Source organism: Gelidibacter sp. (genome assembly GCF_053579655.1).
Genome location: NZ_JBMDWE010000003.1, coordinates 1 through 21,609 on the forward strand (window position 1 = coordinate 1; position 21,609 = coordinate 21,609).

Genomic DNA, 21,609 nt, shown 5'->3' on the forward strand with positions numbered 1-21,609 from the left:
AGTAACCTCTTGAGCCGTAATCAAGTGCGCTATTCAGTTGCGCCACGAGGCCTTTTTAAGTGGGTGCAAATATAACACTTTTATTAAAAGACTACCAAACTTTTATTTCAAATTTTAAAATGTTTATTTTTGAACTATGATACAAGAAGCTTTATTAACTCAGTTTGCCAACTATTTCGATGACTTTATCATCAAAAATATTTCTAGGTATGGCATGATCAAACATTTTCAAAAAGATGACATCATCATGGATATCGGACAAAGTCTTACCCATGTACCACTCCTCTTAAAAGGCCACATCAAAGTGCTGCGTGAAGATGTAAGCGGTAGCGAACTTCTTTTATATGTATTGGAAGAGGGAGATACCTGCTCCATGTCCTTAACCTGCTGCATGGCAAAATCCAAAAGCAAAATTAGAGCGGTAGCCGATAAAGACTCGAGTGTCATTATGATTCCCAATGAAAAAATGACCGAATGGTTCCATAGCAATGAAAGTTGGCGAAACTTTATTTTACAGAGCTATCAGATCCGTTTCAACGAAATGTTGGAAACCATCGACACTTTAGCTTTCATGAAAATGGACGAACGTCTTTATAAATATCTCATAGATCATGTTAAATTGAACGCTTCTGAAACCATTTCAAAAACCCATCAGGACATTGCGGAAGATTTAAATACCTCGCGTGTGGTTATTTCGCGTTTGTTGAAACAATTGGAAAACGAGAAAAAAATTATTCTAAGTCGCAACAAAATTGAAGTTCTCGATTTTAAGTAACAATTATCACAAACCGAATCAATTACTAAACTTACCTTTGAAAAAAATTATTTTAATGGAATTTATATTACAACCTTGGCCTTGGTATGTTTCTGGCCCCTTACTGGCCATGATCATGTTTATCCTTATTTATTTTGGAAAAACTTTTGGCATGTCTTCTAACTTAAGAACCTTTTGCACCATTGCAGGAGCAGGTAAAAAAACAAAATTCTTTGACTTCGATTGGAAATCCCAACGATGGAATTTGGTCGTTGTTATGGGTGCCGTAATTGGCGGATTTATTGCCAGTACATTATTGTCCAATCCAGTGGACATCCATTTAAATCCTGTAACTGTTGAAAGTTTATCACAATTAGGATTTGAAAATGCCGGAAAAACCTTGCTACCTGCTGAACTCTTTAGCTGGGATGCGGTTTTTAGCTTGAAGGGATTATCCATCTTAATCATTGGTGGTTTCTTGGTAGGCTTCGGAACACGTTATGCTGGGGGTTGCACTTCTGGTCATGCCATCACTGGTTTAAGCAGTTTGCAATTGCCTTCTTTAATTGCCGTCATCGGTTTTTTTCTTGGCGGATTGATTATGGTGCATTTATTATTCCCTTTAATTTTTGGCTAACACGACCTGTTCATTTGCACCTCTTAATCAACCGAAAAGTTAATTTGGATCATGCATCTGACATTTAAAAAACAATAAATATATACAGATGAAATTTTTAAAATTTTTACTCGTCGGCATTGTGTTTGGAATCATTCTGGTAAAATCAGAAGCCGTTTCTTGGTATCGCATCTATGAAATGTTCCGCTTTGAATCCTTTCACATGTACGGCATTATAGGCACGGCAATTACTACAGGAATTATACTACTGTTGATCACAAAAAAATTCAAGTTTAAAAACATTGAAGGCGGTTTGATGAAAGTTCCTGATAAAGAAAAAGGCTTGACCCGCTATATTGTAGGCGGCACCCTTTTCGGATTGGGATGGGCCTTATCTGGCGCTTGCCCTGGCCCAATGTACATCTTGGTCGGCACTGGTGTTTTCACAATGCTCATCGTTATTTTAGCGGCCATTTTAGGCACTTACGTTTATGGTGTTCTAAAAGACAAGCTGCCTCACTAAATAGAATTCAGATAAATATTAGCTAAAAACCCGTTTGCAAATGATCTCATAGGAATCATATAGCAAACGGGTTTTATAATTTTATCTCAAATATAAATGGATGAATGCCAATGGATTAACAGTAGTGCATTTCAACATCCATTATCAATGTGACTTTTGTCACATTACTTCCTTTTAAGCTTTTGTATCTTTGAAAATCAAATAAATGAAAGAAACATTTCAAGTATTGTAATTAAATAAAAACAACAGAAGTCCTTATAAAACCTATAGTTACGAAGGGCATAAAAATCAAATTTAAATTATGAAAATAGAACAAATATATACAGGTTGTTTGGCACAGGGTGCCTATTATATCGAGTCTGAAGGCGAAGTGGCCATTATTGATCCACTACGGGAAATTCAACCCTATATTGACAAGGCAAACGCTGAAAACGCAAAAATAAAATATGTATTTGAAACTCATTTTCATGCCGATTTCGTTTCTGGACATGTCGATTTAGCCAACAAAACCGGAGCTACTATTGTTTTTGGCCCTGGAGCTGAAACGTCTTACGACATTCATTCGGCGACCGATGGCGAAATCTTTAAAATCGGAAATATCACCATAAAAGTACTCCATACACCAGGACACACCTTAGAGTCCTCAAGTTTTTTATTGATTGATAAAGACGGAAAAGACCACGCGATTTTCTCAGGAGACACGTTGTTTTTAGGAGATGTAGGCCGACCAGATTTGGCTATTAAATCTGATTTAACCAAAGAAGATTTAGCCGGAATGCTCTATGATTCACTCCGCACCAAAATCATGACCTTGGCAGATGACATCATCGTTTATCCAGCGCACGGTGCAGGTTCAGCTTGTGGAAAGAATTTGAGTAAAGAAACCGTTGGGACTATTGGCGACCAAAAGAAAACAAATTATGCGCTTCGTGCCGATATGACCAAGGAAGAATTTGTAAAGGAAGTGTTGGATGGAATGCCACCGCCGCCACAGTATTTTGCAAAAAACGCGATGATGAACAAAACGGGCTATGAGGCTTTTGATCAGGTTTTGAAAACAGGAAATGTCCCCTTGACCCCTGAAAACTTTGAGGCTATGGCCAATCACGAAGAGGCTATGGTACTTGATGTAAGAACGCAAAGTGATTTTGTCAAAGGACATATCCCAAACTCTATATTTATCGGTCTTAACGGACAATTTGCCCCTTGGGTTGGCGCGTTAATTACCGATTTGAAGCAAGCCTTGATTCTTGTCGTTCCTGAAGGCCAAAGCGAACAAGCTGTGACACGTATGTCTCGTGTGGGCTACGACAACACTTTAGGCTATTTAGAAGGCGGAATTGACGCTTGGAAAGCCGCAGGCAAAGAAGTCAGTACTTTGGATTCCATTTCTGCGGAAGCGCTTGCTGAAAAAGTTAAAACAGAAAAGTTAAATATTCTAGATGTAAGAAAAGATGGCGAATATGAAGCTTCGCATTTGGAAGATGTACAACATTTCGCATTGGACTTCATCAATGAAAATATGAATCAGATCGATCCTAAGAAAACCTACCATATTCATTGTGCCGGTGGTTATCGCTCCGTGATTGCCGCTTCTATTTTAAAAGCACGCGGATTTAATAATCTGGTGGATGTTGATGGCGGATTTGCTGCCCTTAAAGAAACGGATTTGCCGATTACGGAATTTGTTTGCCCTTCGACGTTGTAAGATTTTCTCTCGCGGAGACGCAGAGGCGGGAAGTTGAAATATCAAACCTCTAAGGTTTTCAAAACCTGAGAGGTTTTTTTATTGATAAGAATTTATACTATTTCCGCACTTAAACCAGCTTCCAAAAGCATGGTGCAACGCGGTTTAAGATCTTCATAAGATCCTGTTTTTACCGTGCATTTACCTTTGTAGTGCACTAATATGGAACATTGTTCCGCTTGCTCCGGCGTATGGTCACAAGCATAAATTAGTGTATCGATTACGTGGTCAAATGTATTGACATCGTCATTATACAATACGATCTCGTTCTGGTTTTTTTCTAAGGTATCAACGAGAAGGTCTTCCTGAATTTTCTCTTTTGTACTCATTTTTCTTAAGTCTTCAGTCCGCAGTCCACAGTCTGCAGTAGATAATTATAATAATTGATGCTGTAACAATGAAGTATTACTCTACTTATTTTCAGCATTCTACAAATTTACGAATTTTAAAGCAACCCAATTATTTCTTTCCAAACTTTCAACGCAGGTCAATCCATATTTATTACATTCTTCTTCAATGGCTGGAATATCGTCGTTATAAAAACCGCTGACGAAAAGCGTTCCCTCCGGATTCAGGCATTTCACATAAGATGCCATATCATTTAACAGAATATTTCGGTTGATATTCGCAATAATGGTATCGTATTTTTGATTTGTAAGCAAACTTGCATCGCCTTCCAAAACAGTGATGTGCGCACAGTTATTTCGTTCCACATTTTCCAAACTGTTCAGGTAGCACCAATTGTCATAATCGATGGCGTCAACAGTTTTAGCTCCTTTCATTTCGGCCAAAATTGCCAAAACACCAGTTCCACATCCCATATCTAACACCGATTTACCAGTAAATTCGTTTTTTAGAATATGCTGGATCATCATGTGCGTGGTTTCATGATGGCCAGTTCCAAAACTCATTTTAGGCTCGATAACAATATCGTATTCAGTTTTTGGCTTTTCGTGGAATGGTGCACGCACTGAACAGATTCCATCGACCACAATAGGATTGAAATTCTTTTCCCATTCCTCATTCCAGTTGACTTGTTCAATTTCTTCAAACGAATACGAAATTTTAAATTCATCTGAACTTAAAATATAGATATCATCAAGAATATTCGCATTCCATTCGTCCTTTTGAATGTACGCGGTCACGCCCTCTTCGGTTTCAACAAAACTTTCAAAACCTGCGTAGCCCAATTCGGCAATCAGAATTTCCGTTCCCGGCTGTAAAGGCTCCACCTTAAATTGATATCCGATATATATTGTGTTGGACATTTTTTACTTATGATTTAATATGAATATAACGTCACAAAGCTTCATTTAGAAGCCTTGCGTTGATTGAATGATTTTCTTATAAAACTAAAATGCGTTAGCGATTGCATAAAAGTCGGCCGCATTAAGTGCTGCACCGCCAATTAAACCACCATCAACATCTGGTTTAGAGAAAATTTCTTTAGCGTTTGATGGTTTACAACTGCCTCCATAAAGGATAGAAACATTATTCGCAACGTCGTTTCCGTAGGTATCAGCCACTGTTTTTCTGATAAACGCGTGCATGTCCTGCGCTTGCTCTGGACTTGCAGTTTCACCAGTTCCGATGGCCCAAACCGGCTCATAAGCCAAAACGATATGTTTAAAAGCATCAGCGCCCAAATGAAATAACGCATTCTTTATTTGACTTTCAACAACAACTTCTTCGTTACCCGATTTACGATCGGCCAGTTCTTCTCCAAAACAGAAAATAATGCGCATGTCATTTGCTAGTGCAGCATCTACTTTTTTAGCTAATAATTCATCCGTTTCATTAAAATAAGCACGACGTTCGCTATGTCCTAAAATCACGGTTTTAATACCAAGACTTTTAAGCATTGCTGCGCTGATTTCTCCAGTGTAAGCACCAGACTCAGCAAAATGCATGTTTTGAGCAATCACTTCAATCGAATCATCTTTCAATGAATTGAACGCCTGCCAAAGATTCGTAAAAGAAGGTGCAATCATGACCTCAACCTCCGCTGGATTGGATTGCGCTTTAAGTTCTGTAATCAACGTTTCGGTTTGTGCCAAATCATTGTTCATTTTCCAATTTCCTGCTACTATTTTTTTTCTCATATCCTATTCTACCTTCTCATTTCGACTGCGCTCAATGCAGGCACGGGAAGGATTTTTATTTAATTTATATTTTATTTTACAATTTCAAATCCTCAATATCATTCCAATGTTTCTTTTGCATGACCGTGCCCTTGTTTAGAACAACAACACCCGGATTGGCACGCACAATGGTTTTCAACACTTTTTCATCACACAGATAAAAATCAAAACCCCATCCATACTGTGCCTTGAAAGCTTGCTTTGTAGCGTCATCAGAAGTGGTCAATCCAATAACCGTATAACCTTTTTTAAGCGCTTCGTCAGAAAGAGTCTTCAGTTTTTCAAGCCCCTCTTTTTCGGACGATTTCAGATTGTAAGCAACAATCATGAGCAATTTATCTTTTTCTAAGAAATATGAAGTCAAATCTTCATCTTCAGATTCAATGGAGAAATCCTGAATTTTAGGAAGATCAGCGGCTTGAATTTCTTTGGTTTCTACATTGACAATTTCATCATATTTTGATGGTCCTTGCCCACGATCAGTTAAGGTTTTTTCTTCTCCGTTTAGCGTATAGGTCCAAACGTAATCAATAATCGCTTTTTTGGCATTTGCTGCAAGCTCCATATTTTGTTGCAGGTTGTCGCCAATTTTATAAGCTCTAAAATCGATGGCTGGCAAATGCATCAACACATAATAAGCAAACGAAAGCGAGGCTAAAAATCCTGCAAGGCCCACAACTGTAGTTCCCAGCTTACTGAAAATCGGCTTGATATGTTTGACACCAAAAAAGAGGATCAAAATTAAAACCAACAACACAATATCTTTGGTAAAACTTTGCCATGGCGTCATAGGAAGTGCGTCTCCAAAACAGCCACATTCTCTTACTTTATCGAAATAAGCAGAATAAAAAGTTAGGAATGTGAAGAAAACGATCATCAACAACAAACTCCATACGGTAAATTTTGGTTTGTAACCGATGAGCAAAAAGATACCCAAAACCACTTCAAAAACCACCACAATCACAGCAATCCCCAAAGCATAAGGCTCCAGAAACGGCAGATTTAGAACATCGGTTCCAAAGTACTCTTGCAGTTTATATGAAAATCCCAAAGGGTCATTCAATTTTACAAAACCTGAAATGATGAACAGGATACCAACTAATATTCTACTAATGTGAACTAAATATTTCATGAAAATTCCAATTTTTAAAATTCCAAATTCCAATAAATGGATATTTGAAAAACTATTGTACTTTATTTATTATTGCTGATAAAATTTGTCTTAATTCTTCTGCTTCAATGATTAGCTTTTCAATTTCTACAAGAAAATCTTCATTTGTTGCTTTGATTAATCGTAACCAATATTTACTTTCCTTTGCTTCTTTTCTTGATATTTTCAATCTAAATAAAAAATCCTTATCGCAAGTTTTTCATTGGCCTCGATATAATTTGCTCCAACTGAACCCGAGGATTTTACCAATTGCTTAGAATCCTAAATATTGGAAATTGTTCTGCTTAATTTTTTCAAAAACAACCTACAGTCCCTTGCGAACTCAAAAGTTCGCTCTTCCAGATTATAAATTCTCTCTTCGTTCATCTATTGGAATTTGGAATTTAATATTTTTGAATATTGCCTTAATTTTGTTCAAGCAAAATTAAGGCGAAAATTGCATAATTAATCATATCTTGATAATTGGCGACGATGCCCTCGCTTACCAAAGTTTTGCCGGCATTGTCCTCAATTTGTTTGACTCGTAATAGCTTTTGCAAAATCAAATCGGTCAAACTACTGACGCGCATATCACGCCAAGCTTCACCATAATCATGGTTTTTATCCATCATGAGTTGTTTGGTCAACGAAATTTTATCGTCATAGAGTTTGGTCGCTTCAGCTACATTCATATCCGGTTTTTCAGCAATCCCTTTTTCTAATTGAATTAAGGCCATCGTGCAATAATTGATGATGCCGATAAATTCGCTCTCCTCGCCTTCATCGACCTTACGTTGAGCATTTTGCTGCAAACCTCTTATCCGCTGGGCCTTGATGAAAATTTGATCGGTTAATGAGGGCAGCCTCAAAATGCGCCACGCACTTCCATAATCTGACATTTTATTAACAAAAAGAGTTCTGCATTTTTCAATCACAGCATCGTATTGTTTTGAGGTATTTTGCATAGAAAACTTGTAATTTTGCGTAAATTTCGCCTAAATAGTTCAGAGTGCAAAGTTCAAGGTTCAAAGTTTTATCGATATAAAAGTAAATTTGCTAAATATCCATAAATTTGACTTTTGCCTAATCATATATTTTGAATTACATACTTAGAACTCAAAATCAACATTATGACCATAAATTGTAAAGGACAGCTTATCGATTTGACAATCCCAAAGGTCATGGGCATCTTAAATTTGACCCCAGATTCTTTTTATGACGGTGGTGCTTATAAAAACGAAGCCGATATCTTAAGGCAAGTCGAGAAGATGCTGATCGAAGGCGCAACTTTTATTGACATCGGCGCTTACAGTTCAAGACCTAATGCTGTTCACATTAGTGAAACCGAAGAGTTAGAGCGTTTGCTTCCTATCATAAAAATTTTAATCGCCAGTTTTCCAGATATTTTAATCTCTATTGACACGTTTAGAGCCGAAGTGGCCAAGCAATCCATTAACGTTGGCGCATGTATGATTAATGACATATCTGCCGGAAAAATGGACGAGAATATGTTGGTGACCATTGCACAACTAAAAGTTCCTTATATTATGATGCATATGAAAGGCACTCCGCAAAACATGCAACAAAACATCACATACGATCATTTAATTAAGGACATTCTCTTTTATTTTTCTGAGCGTATGGCCGCTGCAAAAAGTTTAGGAATTATAGATATCATTGCAGATCCTGGATTCGGGTTTTCAAAAACCACCGCTCAAAACTACGAACTATTGAAGCATTTGGAAGTATTTAAAATGCTCGAAAAACCTATTCTAGTTGGGTTTTCAAGAAAATCAATGATCTCTAAAACTCTTAACATATCAGCACAAGAAGCACTTAATGGCACGACTGTTTTAAACACCATTGCGCTACAAAAGCAGGTGTCTATTTTAAGGGTGCATGATGTTAAAGAGGCTATGGAATGCATTCAACTCACGCAACAACTAAACTTATAATCCATGAAATCTCTATTACTTCCCTTGCTGTTTTTAACTTTCTCCTGTAATAACGAGAAAACGATACTGCTTCCTGAAATAATTCATGCTGACGTAACGGAAGTTCACGACGTCTCTCCTATTTATATTTTTTATGATGAAACAAAAACAGACAGTCTCGAACTCAACCGTGCGAATTTGATTACTTCCACCAATTGGCTCGTCAACGTAGATAAACGACTTACTTTAGGTCAAGTCATTCCTAAAATCATCGTGTTACAGGATAAAAAAAGGAATGCTGAAGCCCACAAAAATGAAAACTCTAGAAACTATTATACTTGTAATGATACGAGCATTAAAAACTTAGGCTTTTTGGATTTTACAAAGGTGATTTACAAAACAAACTATGTGTCGCCTAACATATCCGCAGACTATGACAATCCAAGAGAAAAACGCATCATTATTGATTTTAAAAGTGCTAGGGATATCAAATTGGTCAGTGTTTATAAAGATTCAATTATCAAAAAATCATCGTTGGAACATCTAAAAGAAGATATTGAGGCATTGCCACAAGACGCCTCCTATGAATTATTTTTAAATATCAACGACCAACTAAACTTTCAGGAGTATATCACTTTCAAAGCAACACTTTCTAAAGTAAACTCATCGAAAGTGACCATAAACGAAAACGAATTCATTTATTAAGCCTATTTTTTTAATTTTATAAAAACACGAAAACATTTGGACCAGCTAAAAATTTGGGATTTCGGAATTATTGATTTTATCGATGTTTTCCTCGTTGCCATACTTCTGTATTATGTGTACAAGCTAGTAAAAGGCACTGTTGCCATCAATATTTTTATTGGTATTATCATCATCTATTTTATATGGAAACTGACCATATTTCTAAAAATGGGCTTATTGAGCTCCATCTTCAGTGGGTTTATGGATGTTGGAATTATTGCTTTAATTGTAGTTTTTCAACCAGAAATTCGAAAATTCCTTTTGATGGTAGGTTCTACTAATTTCGGAAATAAACGCCGATTTTTAAGACACCTCATCTTCTTAAAAACGGAAGGACAGATACAAACCGATGTAGATGTTATCATTTCGGCCTGCCAAAAAATGGCATCGACAAAAACAGGCGCCTTGATTGTATTGGAGCGCAATAACAACCTCGACTTTTTAACCAGTTCAGGCGATGCGATGAATATTGCCGTAACCCAGCCTATCATTGAAAGTATCTTTTTTAAAAATAGCCCACTCCATGATGGCGCCATCGTCATTGCCGACAATATAGTAAAAGCCACACGGGTTATTCTACCGGTTAGTAGTGATCGAAATATTCCACAACGCTTTGGATTACGTCATAGAGCAGCGGTTGGGATTACTGAAAAAACAGATGCTTTGGCTATTGCTGTTAGTGAAGAAACAGGACAGATCTCCTACATAAAAAATGGCGAATTTGTCATGTTTAAGGACAACGCCGAACTCATCGCGATGATCAAAAAGGATTTGACCTAATAGACTGTCGGAAAAAATGTTATCAGAAACCGTTTAATTCTGAAAATCCTTCTCTTTTACTCCCATATACAAATTGATAATCGAAAAGCCATGTTTGGGTCATATAAATGGCGAATCAGAAAACTAAACAGTTTCTTGTTTCAAAAACTGCACCTCGTACAAGTTTCTGTAATAGCCATCTTTATTTTGAAGTAATTCCTTGTGAGTGCCTTGTTCCACAATTTGACCAGCATCCATAACAATAATATTATCTGCTCTTTGAATGGTTGCCAAACGATGCGCAATGACAATAGACGTTCGGTCTTTGGTGATTTTATCAGTGGCAACTTGCATCAAATGTTCAGAATAGGAATCTACAGAGGATGTCGCTTCATCCAAAACCAAAATACTCGGATTGGTCACATACGCCCTCAAAAATGAAATCAATTGGCGTTGTCCTGAAGAAAGCATGACGCCGCGTTCTTTCACATTATAATGATAGCCGTTAGGCAAGCTCATAATAAATTCATGAATGCCGATATCCTTGGCCGCTTGTTGGACTTGGGCTTCGGTAATGTTTGGATTGTTTAGTGTAATATTATTCAAAATGGTATCTGCAAAAAGAAAAACATCTTGAAGCACGACAGAAATTTGAGCTCTCAAGGATTTTAAGCTCAAATCCTTAATATTAATACCATCAATACAAATACTGCCTTTTTGGATGTCGTAAAAACGGTTCAATAAATTGATAATGGTCGATTTCCCAGCTCCTGTTGCGCCAACAATCGCAATGGTTTGCCCCGGTTTTACTTCAAAAGAAATACCTTTTAAGACTTCTTCGTCGTCGATATATGAAAAGTGAACCTTATCAAATTTGATATCTCCTGTAAACTCTGGCGCTTCAATTTGCCCCGAATCATCAATCTGCGAGGTGGTATCCAAAACCTCAAAAACACGATTAGCCGCAACAATCCCCATTTGAAAAGTATTGAATCTGTTGGCAATTTGGTTCAAGGGTCTGAACAACATCGGAATCATCATAATAAAGGCAAACAAATCGCCTTGAGAAGCCAAATTATCTGAAAGGACATTAAGTCCGCCATACCACACGACAACACCAAGGGTCAACGACGATAAAAACTCAGCAATTGGAAAGAACACAGAGTTATACCATACTGTTTTCAACCAGCCTTTTCGGTGTCGGGCATTGATTTCCTTAAATTTTCGATACTCAGTTTCCTCTCTTGTAAAAAGTTGGAGAATTTTCATTCCTGTTACACGTTCCTGAACAAAAGAGTTGAGATTGGAAACTTCATTACGCACATCCTCAAAAGCAACTTTCATATACTTCTGGAATATGGCGGTAGCAAAAAGCACAATCGGCAAGGTCAAAAACACTAAAACACTGAGCTTCCAATTCATATAAATCATGACACCACCAACGACCAACATCTTAAGGATATCACTGAAAATCATAAAAAGACCTTCTCCAAAAATATCCGAAATACGTTCCATATCAGTAACCGTTCGGGTAATCAAGACCCCAACTGAAGAATTATCAAAGTATTTCATTCTGAAACTCATGATATGCTTAAACAGTTTAACCCTAATGTCCTTAACCACGGATTGTCCCAACCAACTCGAATAATAGATAAAAAGCAACTGGCATACGACCTCTAAAACCAACAGCGCAATCATGATGATGATGTAGTACATAAACCCATCATATTCTCGAAGTTCGATATGTTTGTCGATAGCTTGTTGTAAGACATAAGGTCGCATAGCACCAAAAACGGCCAGCCCTATAACAAATATCAAAGTCAAAGTAAAGACCAACTTATACGGCTTAATGTATTGCATTAAGCGGTTGAAGAGATTCACGTCATAAACTTTGGCTTTCTTCTTAGCACTCATATTATATAGCGTTAAAAATTGTATTTGGATATTGAATATCCATTAAATATAATCCTTGTGGGGGCACAGAATAACCTGCTTCGCTCCTGTTTTTTGATTTGATAATGTCATGCAGTTTTTCAACATCAAGCTTACCAAGCCCGATGTTAACCATGGTACCAACTATAGAACGCACCATGTTTCGTAAAAAACGATCGGCGGTAATAACAAAGGTTAGCTCCGTATCATTTAAAACCCAATAGGCTTCCTTAATATCACAAAAATGCGTTTTCACATCCGTATTGCTTTTTGAAAAGCATTCAAAATCTTTATACTGCATTAAAATCTCGCAGGCTTTATTCATTTTATCAACATCTAAAGGCAGATGGATTTTATAAGCAAAATCATGCGTAAAAACATTTTTTGTGTTAGAAATGCGATAGTGATAAGTTCTGCTCAATGCATTAAATCGGGCATGAGCCTTATCCCTAACTTCAAAAATACGATGAACGGCAATGTCATGCGGCAAAAACCAATTGATTTTAAAGATTAAAGTGTCAATATCAAAAGCGTCGTCCATATCAAAATGTGCAAACATTTGAGAGGCATGAACACCAGTATCGGTACGGCCGGCACCCATCACTTTAATGGGCATCCTTAATAATGTAGATAATGCATGCTCCAAAACCTGCTGCACCGAAGCGGCATTTGGTTGCCTCTGCCACCCATGATAGGCTTTTCCGTTATATGACAATTCGATAAAATATCTCAATGGGTTTCTTTTGGTGGTAATATGTTATTTTTGCTAATGGCAAAGATAATACATGATTGACGATTAACGATTGACGATTGTCGATTTTTGAACTATGCAATTGAAACAACACTTAGAAAACGCGATCCTTGAAAAAAATCCTACTCCTTTCCGATACTCATAGTTATATTGATGACGATATTTTAAAATACGTCCAACAAGCCGATGAAGTTTGGCATGCTGGAGATATTGGCAACCTCATCGTGACGGATACCATAAAAAAGCTTAAACCTTTAAGAGCAGTTTATGGCAACATTGATGACACCAAAGCCCGAATGGAATTCCCCGAAGACAATCGGTTTATGTGCGAAGGTGTCGATGTTTTAATCACGCATATTGGCGGGTATCCAGGAAAGTACAGTCCGTGTATTAGAGAAACAATTTATCAAAATCCGCCAAAACTTTTTATTTGTGGCCATTCACACATCCTTAAAGTGATGCCCGATAAAAAACTAAATTTGCTTCACATGAATCCTGGCGCCATTGGGAAACACGGGTTCCAAAATGTTAGAACTATGTTGCGGTTTACTATTGATGGCCCTAAGATTGATAATTTGGAGGTCATTGAGTTTAAGAAGTAGAAGTCATAAAAGGTTCTCCCAAAGATGAGATCAACCAGCAAATTCCAATACGCCCTCAGCTTTCAAATTTTTTGAGGTTTTAACCATAAAAAAACCCGAGATCTTCACCTCGGGTTTACGCACTAAATAAATTAAGATAATAGGTTTATCGCAATCGATCGACAGATTTTACAAGATCTTCATCCTTTTTTATGGCCTTATTGGCTAACACCAAAAACACGATAGAAAAAATAGGAATAAAAATCCCAACGCCTTTCTCAGAGATTTGAGTCTCTCCAGACGTCATTAGCAACAGATACAGGAATAATCCTAGTAAAATAAAGTTCAATATGATATTAAGTCGTCCCAACACAAATTGGAACTTCCTGTTTTTATAATTAAAAATAGAAATCAAAGATAATGCAGCCGACCCAAAAAACATTGCCAAATACAACATATCATCTTTCGCATAAACGGGAACGTCATTTGCATTGGTCCATAAATGAAATACAAATATCAGGCCACCAGAAAAAATAGCTGCTATGAGTAAATAAACGGTTTGAATACGCTGTAACATGAATTAATCTAAAAAATTAAAGCCCAAAATTAGCAGTTTCTTTTTAAACATACTCATATTTTTAAAATAAAATTGTATTATTGCATTCACAATTCATGACCAACAGAGTGATAGGCTGTTAAATCTTCAAAATTACATTCGGTTTTTTCCTCATACTTAATATCTGAATAAGTTTCGGAATGAATCCAATTTCAATTTTATAATAATATTCATAAACATACATGTTTGAAATTTCGCAATTAAAGGAAAAGAAGCTTTCCGAATTACAGGAAATAGCTCAAAAATTAAATGTACCTAAGTATCGTACGCTTAAAAAATTAGATTTGGTTTATCAAATCTTAGATTTACAAGCTGCAAATCCAGAGGTAGTTAAAGCAGAAATCGCGCAAGCGGCTGATATTAAATCTGAAGCTCCAATAGTTACAAAGGCACCTCTAAAGAAAAAAAGAGAGCGTGTTGAAAAGAAACCTACTCCTGCTCAAGCTCCAGTACAAACACAACAAAAAATGGATTTGCCAGAAGTTAGAACTGAAGCAAAAGCCATAACTCCAGCAGCAACAACCTCTACACCATCAGCAGTATCCCCAAAACAAGATGCAACCGATTCTAAAAAAGAATCAACTCCTGTCAAAAAAGTAGAGCATCGAGAAAAAAAACAGTTTACTCCTAAGGAAAAGGACAACACCAACAAACCTCAAACTAAAGACAATAAACCCCAACCAAAAGACAATAGACCTCAACACTCTAATGACACTAATGGGAATAAGTCTAACCCCAAAGACAATAGAGACAACAATAACCGTGACAACAGTGCTCACGCATCCTCTAAAGTAAATAATGGGAATAAAGACAGTAGAAATCGTTACAGAGAACCAGATTTTGAATTTGATGCCATTATCGAAAGCGAAGGCGTTTTGGACATCATGCAAGACGGTTACGGATTTTTACGTTCCTCAGATTACAATTACCTATCATCACCTGACGATATTTATGTATCACAATCACAAATCCGGTTATTTGGTTTAAAAACTGGAGATACGGTTCTAGGACATGTGAGACCTCCGAAAGAAGGCGAGAAATATTTCCCTTTAATTAAGGTCAGTAAAATTAATGGACAAAAACCTGAAGTAGTTAGAGACCGCGTATCTTTTGAACATTTAACGCCACTATTTCCTCAGGAAAAATTTAATCTTGCGGATAAACAAAGCACCATTTCTACACGTATCATGGATTTGTTCTCTCCTATCGGAAAAGGACAACGTGGTATGATTGTATCGCAACCCAAAACAGGTAAGACTATGCTCTTGAAGGATGTTGCGAATGCGATTGCTGCAAACCATCCTGAAGTATATCAAATGATTCTATTGATTGACGAACGTCCTGAAGAGGTTACCGATATGCAACGTAATGTTCGCGGAGAAGTAATTGCTTCAACATTTGATAAAGAAGCGCACGAACACGTTAAAATAGCCAATATCGTTTTAGAAAAAGCAAAACGCTTGGTTGAATGTGGTCATGACGTAGTTATTCTTTTAGATTCCATTACACGTTTGGCGCGCGCCTACAATACCGTTCAACCAGCCTCTGGTAAAATATTGAGTGGTGGTGTTGATGCCAACGCACTACACAAACCTAAACGTTTCTTTGGTGCGGCACGAAATATCGAAAACGGCGGATCTTTGACCATTATTGCCACAGCATTAACTGAGACAGGGTCTAAAATGGACGAAGTGATCTTTGAAGAATTTAAAGGAACAGGTAACATGGAACTACAATTGGATAGAAAAATCTCTAACCGTCGTATCTTCCCTGCTATCGATTTAACCTCTTCGAGCACACGTAGAGATGATTTGTTATTGGATGAAAACACGATTCAGAGAATGTGGGTAATGCGTAAATACCTTGCCGACATGAATCCTGTAGAAGCCATGGAATTCATCAACGACCGATTCAAAAAAACCAGAAACAACGAAGAGTTCTTATTATCAATGAATGGTTAATTAATAATTCAGTTGTATAATAAAGAAGCCCCAAGTTTTTAAACTTGGGGCTTCTCTATTTTAAGACCTAAGTTTCTATTCCTACAAATATATCGTCATTCCCTAACCAAGTTTACTTCATTATTAATTGAGGAAAGCATATAACCCTTTTTTACCCAAAAAACTAAAGGCCAAAGAAAGCTTTGAGACAAATGACACTAAGCGTGTTTTAAATTTTTTTAATTCTAATCCTAGGTAATGGAATAGGAAACATAATACATTCTATGTTGTTTTACAGATACAATAGAGAGTAGTAAAAAGAGTAATCAATTAAAATTGGAAGAGGCTCCTTGTCCCAAAAAAACGTATAAAACCTTTTATTATGCAGTTCAGGTAGTTTTACAGTCCATTCATAGATTTTTGATGAAATTATCGGTTAGATTTATTAAATTCGATTTCAATAATTCAAAGGCTAAAACCCTGATTGTCCAATCCTTTAAAAACCCCACATTAAAAGGATAGTATACAAATTTATCTCGATTCTTGTCCTTTATTTTTAATCAGACACAAGGCTCACAGTTCTAATAATTATGGTTAAAACTGAAGTTTTCATAAAATAAGAAAATTATGCTACAGATAATTAGAAAAAAACTATTCTGGTCTCTAGACTCCTTAAAGGGGGGCAATTTACGATCACATTATAATGATATCGATTTTATTTTAAGGAATTTAGATTCTGTGGAGTCAAAAAGTAGAAGAGCCCAAAGTTTAGAAGAGCTTTTGAAGCATGCGGTTAACAGCACTCCTTTTTACAAAGACTTTTCTAACTATAAGGGACTAGAGGATTTCATGGTGATTGACAAGAATGTTATTCGAGATTACTATGATGACTTTAAGTCCTCCACCTTCAAGGATCAAAAAAATTATTCGGCTTATACCAGTGGATCTACCGGAACGCCATTTAAATTGTTACACGATAAAAATAAACGGGACAGAAACTCTGCAGATGTCATCTATTTTGCTCAAAAAGCGGGTTTCGAAGTTGGGCATAAACTGTACTACATAAGACATTGGGACCAATATAATAGTTCCAAGCCCTGGATTACCAGGCTGAAGAATATATATATGCATCCAGTATCCAAATTGTCAAAGCCTGATGTTGAAAATCTACTGCAAAAAATGTCTGAAGATGTTTCTACCAAAGGAATTATTTGTTATGCATCAGTTCTGGATGAGATGAAGAACTATTTAGAAGGGACGGATACTGCACCAGTGGTTAAAGATGTAAAATCTATAATTGCGATTTCTGAAGCTTTAAAAGACGATTCCAAATCTACAATGTCAAAATATTTTGGAGCACCGGTGATTTCGCGATACTCCAATGTAGAAAACGGAATTTTAGCACAGCAAGACGTGAATTCTGGAGAGTTTCATATTAATTGGGCCAGCTATATCGTAGAGATATTAGACATGGATACCAATGTACCCACAAAGCCAGGAACCTTAGGCCGCATTGTCATTACCGATTTATATAATTATTGTATGCCCATGATTCGATATGATACCGGAGATATCGGCCAGTTAGCAGTTAGTGTAAAAAATGGTGAAACCCATATGGTTCTGGACAGCATAGAAGGAAGAAAAATGGACATGATCCTTAACACCAGTGGGAAATTGATGTCTCCATTTACGGTATATCACATATTGAAATATCCACATATAGCTCAATACCAATTTATTCAAGAGACCAAAACACAATATACAATTAAATTGAACGTGCTCCCTGAATTCCACAGTGCTGAAAACATTGTAACAGAATTTAAAAATCATTTGGGTAACGACGCCGAAATCCGATTGGAATATGTTGAAGATATACCTTTGCTTTCTTCAGGAAAACGAAAATTCGTAGTCAATAAACTCAAAGAGAATATACCAAAAGAGCGAATTTAGGTCTTTAATTATTAACAACAATTTATGCGTAATCTTAAAATCCCACAACTTTTTGACTTGATCCTCTAAGACTTGGAAAGTTTTCTAAAATCGCTATTGCTGACGCCTTCGAGCTATCGAAAACTGTGAGAATAAGACACAAAAAAAAAATCCATTCAAATTGAATGGATTTTACATAGGATTTAAACCGTTTCTTTTAATTATAAAGAAGCAACGTGTTTAGCCAAACCAGATTTCAAGTTAGCTGCTTTGTTAGAATGAATAATATTCTTCTTAGCCAATTTATCGATCATAGCAGATACTGTAGGGAAAAGCTCCTGAGCTTCAGTTGCATTCTCCATTTCACGTAGCTTTTTAATAGCATTACGAGTAGTTCTGTGTTTATACCTGTTGGTTAAACGCTTAGATTCGTTACTTCTGATTCTTTTTAACGCTGACTTATGATTTGCCATTTTCTTTCTCTCTTATTAAAAAATTGTAGCCCGTAGGGGAATCGAACCCCTCTTACCAGGATGAAAACCTGGCGTCCTAACCGATAGACGAACGGGCCATTTGTTTTATTTGAAGTGCAAATTAATAGCTTTTTTTATTAATATGCAAACTTTTCAAATGAACACACAATATTTTTTTTTGTGTGCCTGTCCGACATTCATACTATGTACTCATGTCTTTCAGCGGGTGCAAAGATACATCTATTTTTAGATGCTGCAAGCCCAAAGCAAACTTTTTTAAAAAACTTTAATAAGCCTTCGCAAATAACACTCTTCCAATCGATGGTTTACCAGTGAATACACAGCTTCCAGCTTCTTTTTTCTGATCCAAAGGCACGCATCTTATTGTCGCTTTCGTAATTTCCTTGATCTTCTCCTCTGTCTCGGCAGTACCGTCCCAATGCGCTGATATAAAGCCTGTTTTAGCCTCCAAAACGGCTTTAAAGTCATCAAAATTATTAACCTCAGTGATGTGCGAATTTCTAAAATCCAATGCTTTTTTAAATAAATCATCTTGAATTTGCGTGAGCAATCCATCAATTTTATCCACCAAACCATCAAGGGCTACATTTTCTTTTGATAACGTATCGCGTCGCGCTAATTCGACAGTTTCGTTCTCTAAGTCTTTTGGGCCGATCGCAATTCTTAAAGGCACACCTTGCAATTCGTATTGTGCAAATTTAGCTCCTGGTCGCTGGGTCGTTCTACCATCATACTTACAACTGATGCCTTTTGCTTTAAACTCACGAATTAAATTCTGAGCCACATTAGTAATGACCTCTAATTGCTCATCCGTTTTATGAATAGGAACAATAACCACCTGAATTGGCGCCAAATTAGGAGGTAACACAAGGCCTTTATCATCACTATGCGTCATAATTAAAGCACCTACCAAACGTGTGGAAACACCCCAAGAAGTTGCCCAAACATGTTCCAGCTTACCTTCATTGGTCGTGAATTTCACGTCAAATGCTTTCGCAAAGTTCTGTCCTAAAAAGTGCGATGTTCCTGCTTGCAGGGCTTTCCCATCTTGCATCAAGGCTTCAATACAGTAAGTTTCCTCAGCACCAGCAAACCGTTCACTTTCAGTTTTCACACCTTGAATGACCGGAATCGCCATAAAGTTTTCTGCAAAATCAGCATACACCTGATTCATTAGTTGTGCTTCAGCCAACGCCTCCGATTTCGTAGCATGAGCCGTATGACCTTCCTGCCATAAAAACTCAGCAGTTCTTAAAAATAAGCGCGTACGCATCTCCCAACGCACCACATTGGCCCATTGGTTGATCAAAATTGGTAAATCTCGATAACTTTGAATCCATCCTTTATAGGTACTCCAAATAATAGCTTCACTAGTTGGCCTAACCACGAGTTCTTCTTCTAGTTTTGCTTCAGGGTCTACACGCAATTTCCCCGGATTATCAGGATCATTTTGTAAACGGTAATGCGTCACAACGGCACACTCCTTTGCAAAACCCTCAGCGTTCTTCTCTTCTGCTTCAAACAAACTTTTCGGTACAAAAAGAGGAAAATACGCATTTTGATGTCCTGTTTCTTTAAACATTCTATCCAATTCCGCCTGCATTTTCTCCCAAATAGCATAGCCATATGGCTTTATTACCATACATCCTCTAACTGCTGAATTCTCGGCCATGTCGGCTTTTACGACCAGTTCATTATACCATTTGGAATAGTCTTCCGCTCTACTTGTAAGATTTTTGCTCATTACTAGGGTTTTGGCACAAAAGTTGCGCTTATGTTAAATAAAAAAATAGTTCGACAAAACTAACTATTTTTGTATTGTTCAACAATAAAAACAAATAGATATGCTATTTAAAACCTCCTTATATCGCAAATTGCCATTTTTTGTTGCACTAAGTTTACTCTTCGGTGTAGCTTCTTGTGGTTCATATCAGTACGCTGGTTATGAAAATGATGGTATTTACGGCTCTGAACTCCCTCCTCAAGAAATCTATTATGAAACAGCTCCAAACAATAACAACAGCTATTACAAAGAATATTTTGGAGAAAAATCCCAACAATTTGAACATATTGCTCAAAATGACAATGTCATCTTCACTAATATAGACGAATACGAAGGGAATTATTCCGAAGAAAATGGCGACATTCAATATCAAGAAGGCTACGCTGGCTGGGGTCAGAACAGTAAAAATGTAGATATCAACATATACTATAACAATACTGGTTTTTATAATAATGGCTTCTATCCTTATGGCGGCTATGGCTATTACAGCCCTTATCGTGGATGGGGTTACTCAGGTTGGGGGTACTCCGGCTTTTATGATCCTTATTATTCTTACGGTTATTACAATGGCTATGGCTACGGCGGCTTTTATCCTTACTACGGATATAATTACAGATATGGGTATTCTCCATATTACGGTAATCGTTATAACAATTATTACGGGAATTATTATTACCGCAATGGCAGAGATGTCTCTTACAGCAATGGAAGACGTGGAGGTGCAAACACGAACATGAATCGTTCATCATCTTCTTTAAACAGAAATTCATCATCTACGATAAATAGAACGAACACCAATAACGGCAGACGTACCACTATCAACTCTTCAAATTCAAGACCGAGTGTAAACACTCCAAACACGAATACAAACAGAAGAAGCAGTGATGCTACCCGAACTCATACGAATACAAACAGAAACGTACAACCTAGTTCACGACCAAATAATCAGACACAACCAGCTACACGGACCAGAACCAATAATCCTGGAACCAATAATCCTGGTACCAGAAGAAGTAGTGGCGCTTCAAGAAGCAGTGGAAATAACGTCTCTACCCCAAGTAGAACTCAAAATTACACAGCACCTGCACGTTCTAGCTCAAGCTCTTCAGAAGTAAGAAGCTCAGGTAGCTCTCCTTCAAGATCCTCTGCACCAGCAGGCGGTTCTGGTGGATCTTCAAGACGCGGTGGTAACTAGAATTTCAGAATAATAAAAAA

General features: G+C 37.0%; 22 protein-coding genes and 1 tRNA gene. 11 read left to right on the forward strand and 12 right to left on the reverse strand.

Annotated features, from left to right (window positions below):
• Positions 1-136: 136 nt before the first annotated feature.
• From ACOH2D_RS02200 to ACOH2D_RS02215, 4 genes are all read left to right on the forward strand, one after another.
• Positions 137-775: a Crp/Fnr family transcriptional regulator gene (locus ACOH2D_RS02200; RefSeq protein ID WP_348038213.1), complete on the forward strand. Its 639-nt coding sequence runs from the start codon at positions 137-139 to the stop codon at positions 773-775.
• 55 nt (positions 776-830) lie between these two features.
• Positions 831-1,391 carry a YeeE/YedE family protein gene (locus ACOH2D_RS02205; protein WP_348038211.1) on the forward strand — a complete coding sequence of 187 codons (561 nt, stop codon included), beginning with the start codon at positions 831-833 and terminating at the stop codon, positions 1,389-1,391.
• Between the two features lie 88 nt (positions 1,392-1,479).
• On the forward strand, positions 1,480-1,893 hold the full coding sequence (locus ACOH2D_RS02210; RefSeq protein ID WP_348038209.1) for a DUF6691 family protein: 414 nt from the start codon (positions 1,480-1,482) through the stop codon (positions 1,891-1,893).
• Positions 1,894-2,194: 301 nt separating this feature from the next.
• Positions 2,195-3,601: an MBL fold metallo-hydrolase gene (locus ACOH2D_RS02215; protein WP_449534254.1), complete on the forward strand. Its 1,407-nt coding sequence runs from the start codon at positions 2,195-2,197 to the stop codon at positions 3,599-3,601.
• 92 nt (positions 3,602-3,693) lie between these two features.
• Here ACOH2D_RS02215 and ACOH2D_RS02220 read toward each other — a convergent pair whose 3' ends face one another.
• The 6 genes from ACOH2D_RS02220 to ACOH2D_RS02245 all read right to left on the reverse strand — a co-directional run bounded on the left by ACOH2D_RS02220 (position 3,694) and on the right by ACOH2D_RS02245 (position 7,896).
• Complete coding sequence (locus tag ACOH2D_RS02220; protein ID WP_449534255.1) at positions 3,694-3,969, reverse strand: ATP-dependent Clp protease adaptor ClpS; 276 nt, start codon at positions 3,967-3,969, stop codon at positions 3,694-3,696.
• A gap of 99 nt (positions 3,970-4,068) precedes the next feature.
• Positions 4,069-4,908, reverse strand: a complete 840-nt coding sequence (prmA, locus tag ACOH2D_RS02225) for a 50S ribosomal protein L11 methyltransferase (RefSeq protein WP_449534256.1) — start codon at positions 4,906-4,908, stop codon at positions 4,069-4,071.
• Positions 4,909-4,992: 84 nt separating this feature from the next.
• Complete coding sequence (gene tpiA, locus ACOH2D_RS02230) at positions 4,993-5,742, reverse strand: triose-phosphate isomerase (protein WP_449534257.1); 750 nt, start codon at positions 5,740-5,742, stop codon at positions 4,993-4,995.
• A 76-nt stretch (positions 5,743-5,818) separates the two neighbouring features.
• Positions 5,819-6,913, reverse strand: a complete 1,095-nt coding sequence (locus ACOH2D_RS02235; protein ID WP_449534258.1) for a BT_3928 family protein — start codon at positions 6,911-6,913, stop codon at positions 5,819-5,821.
• A 52-nt stretch (positions 6,914-6,965) separates the two neighbouring features.
• Positions 6,966-7,121: a four helix bundle protein gene (locus ACOH2D_RS02240; RefSeq protein ID WP_348036090.1), complete on the reverse strand. Its 156-nt coding sequence runs from the start codon at positions 7,119-7,121 to the stop codon at positions 6,966-6,968.
• A gap of 235 nt (positions 7,122-7,356) precedes the next feature.
• Positions 7,357-7,896: a DUF1599 domain-containing protein gene (locus ACOH2D_RS02245; RefSeq protein ID WP_348036089.1), complete on the reverse strand. Its 540-nt coding sequence runs from the start codon at positions 7,894-7,896 to the stop codon at positions 7,357-7,359.
• Positions 7,897-8,061: 165 nt separating this feature from the next.
• On the opposite strand from ACOH2D_RS02245, the gene folP reads away from it, so the two are divergent.
• Genes folP through ACOH2D_RS02260 form a run of 3 tightly spaced genes read left to right on the forward strand, consistent with a single transcriptional unit; the run spans position 8,062 to position 10,389 of the window.
• A complete protein-coding gene (gene folP / locus ACOH2D_RS02250) occupies positions 8,062-8,886 on the forward strand; it encodes a dihydropteroate synthase (protein ID WP_449534259.1) in 825 nt (274 codons plus the stop codon).
• Positions 8,887-8,889: 3 nt separating this feature from the next.
• Positions 8,890-9,570, forward strand: coding sequence for a hypothetical protein (locus tag ACOH2D_RS02255; RefSeq protein WP_449534260.1), 681 nt, complete (start codon positions 8,890-8,892; stop codon positions 9,568-9,570).
• A 36-nt stretch (positions 9,571-9,606) separates the two neighbouring features.
• A complete protein-coding gene (locus tag ACOH2D_RS02260; RefSeq protein WP_449534261.1) occupies positions 9,607-10,389 on the forward strand; it encodes a diadenylate cyclase in 783 nt (260 codons plus the stop codon).
• 123 nt (positions 10,390-10,512) lie between these two features.
• Here ACOH2D_RS02260 and ACOH2D_RS02265 read toward each other — a convergent pair whose 3' ends face one another.
• Both ACOH2D_RS02265 and truA read right to left on the reverse strand, forming a co-directional pair.
• On the reverse strand, positions 10,513-12,282 hold the full coding sequence (locus ACOH2D_RS02265; RefSeq protein ID WP_449534262.1) for an ABC transporter ATP-binding protein: 1,770 nt from the start codon (positions 12,280-12,282) through the stop codon (positions 10,513-10,515).
• Between the two features lies 1 nt (position 12,283).
• Complete coding sequence (truA, locus tag ACOH2D_RS02270; protein WP_449534263.1) at positions 12,284-13,033, reverse strand: tRNA pseudouridine(38-40) synthase TruA; 750 nt, start codon at positions 13,031-13,033, stop codon at positions 12,284-12,286.
• A 128-nt stretch (positions 13,034-13,161) separates the two neighbouring features.
• Here truA and ACOH2D_RS02275 point away from each other — a divergent pair, with 128 nt between their 5' ends.
• Entirely contained in the window at positions 13,162-13,653 is a 492-nt protein-coding gene (locus tag ACOH2D_RS02275; RefSeq protein ID WP_348036666.1) for a metallophosphoesterase family protein, read from the forward strand.
• A gap of 145 nt (positions 13,654-13,798) precedes the next feature.
• Here ACOH2D_RS02275 and ACOH2D_RS02280 read toward each other — a convergent pair whose 3' ends face one another.
• Positions 13,799-14,209 (reverse strand): DUF4293 domain-containing protein, encoded by a 411-nt coding sequence (locus tag ACOH2D_RS02280; RefSeq protein ID WP_449534264.1) that lies wholly within the window; start codon positions 14,207-14,209, stop codon positions 13,799-13,801.
• Positions 14,210-14,430: 221 nt separating this feature from the next.
• Here ACOH2D_RS02280 and rho point away from each other — a divergent pair, with 221 nt between their 5' ends.
• Both rho and ACOH2D_RS02290 read left to right on the forward strand, forming a co-directional pair.
• Positions 14,431-16,209 (forward strand): transcription termination factor Rho, encoded by a 1,779-nt coding sequence (gene rho / locus ACOH2D_RS02285; RefSeq protein ID WP_348036664.1) that lies wholly within the window; start codon positions 14,431-14,433, stop codon positions 16,207-16,209.
• Between the two features lie 606 nt (positions 16,210-16,815).
• Positions 16,816-18,138 (forward strand): phenylacetate--CoA ligase family protein, encoded by a 1,323-nt coding sequence (locus tag ACOH2D_RS02290; protein WP_449534265.1) that lies wholly within the window; start codon positions 16,816-16,818, stop codon positions 18,136-18,138.
• A gap of 200 nt (positions 18,139-18,338) precedes the next feature.
• On the opposite strand, the gene rpsT is transcribed toward ACOH2D_RS02290, so the two are convergent.
• From rpsT to proS, 3 genes are all read right to left on the reverse strand, one after another.
• Positions 18,339-18,590 (reverse strand): 30S ribosomal protein S20, encoded by a 252-nt coding sequence (gene rpsT / locus ACOH2D_RS02295; RefSeq protein ID WP_348036662.1) that lies wholly within the window; start codon positions 18,588-18,590, stop codon positions 18,339-18,341.
• Between the two features lie 26 nt (positions 18,591-18,616).
• Positions 18,617-18,688, reverse strand: a tRNA-Glu gene (locus tag ACOH2D_RS02300).
• Positions 18,689-18,876: 188 nt separating this feature from the next.
• The gene (gene proS, locus ACOH2D_RS02305) at positions 18,877-20,355 is read right to left on the reverse strand and encodes a proline--tRNA ligase (protein ID WP_449534266.1); all 1,479 of its coding nucleotides are present in this window, start codon (positions 20,353-20,355) and stop codon (positions 18,877-18,879) included.
• Positions 20,356-20,455: 100 nt separating this feature from the next.
• Here proS and ACOH2D_RS02310 point away from each other — a divergent pair, with 100 nt between their 5' ends.
• Entirely contained in the window at positions 20,456-21,589 is a 1,134-nt protein-coding gene (locus ACOH2D_RS02310) for a hypothetical protein (RefSeq protein WP_449534267.1), read from the forward strand.
• The last annotated feature ends 20 nt before the right edge of the window (positions 21,590-21,609 follow it).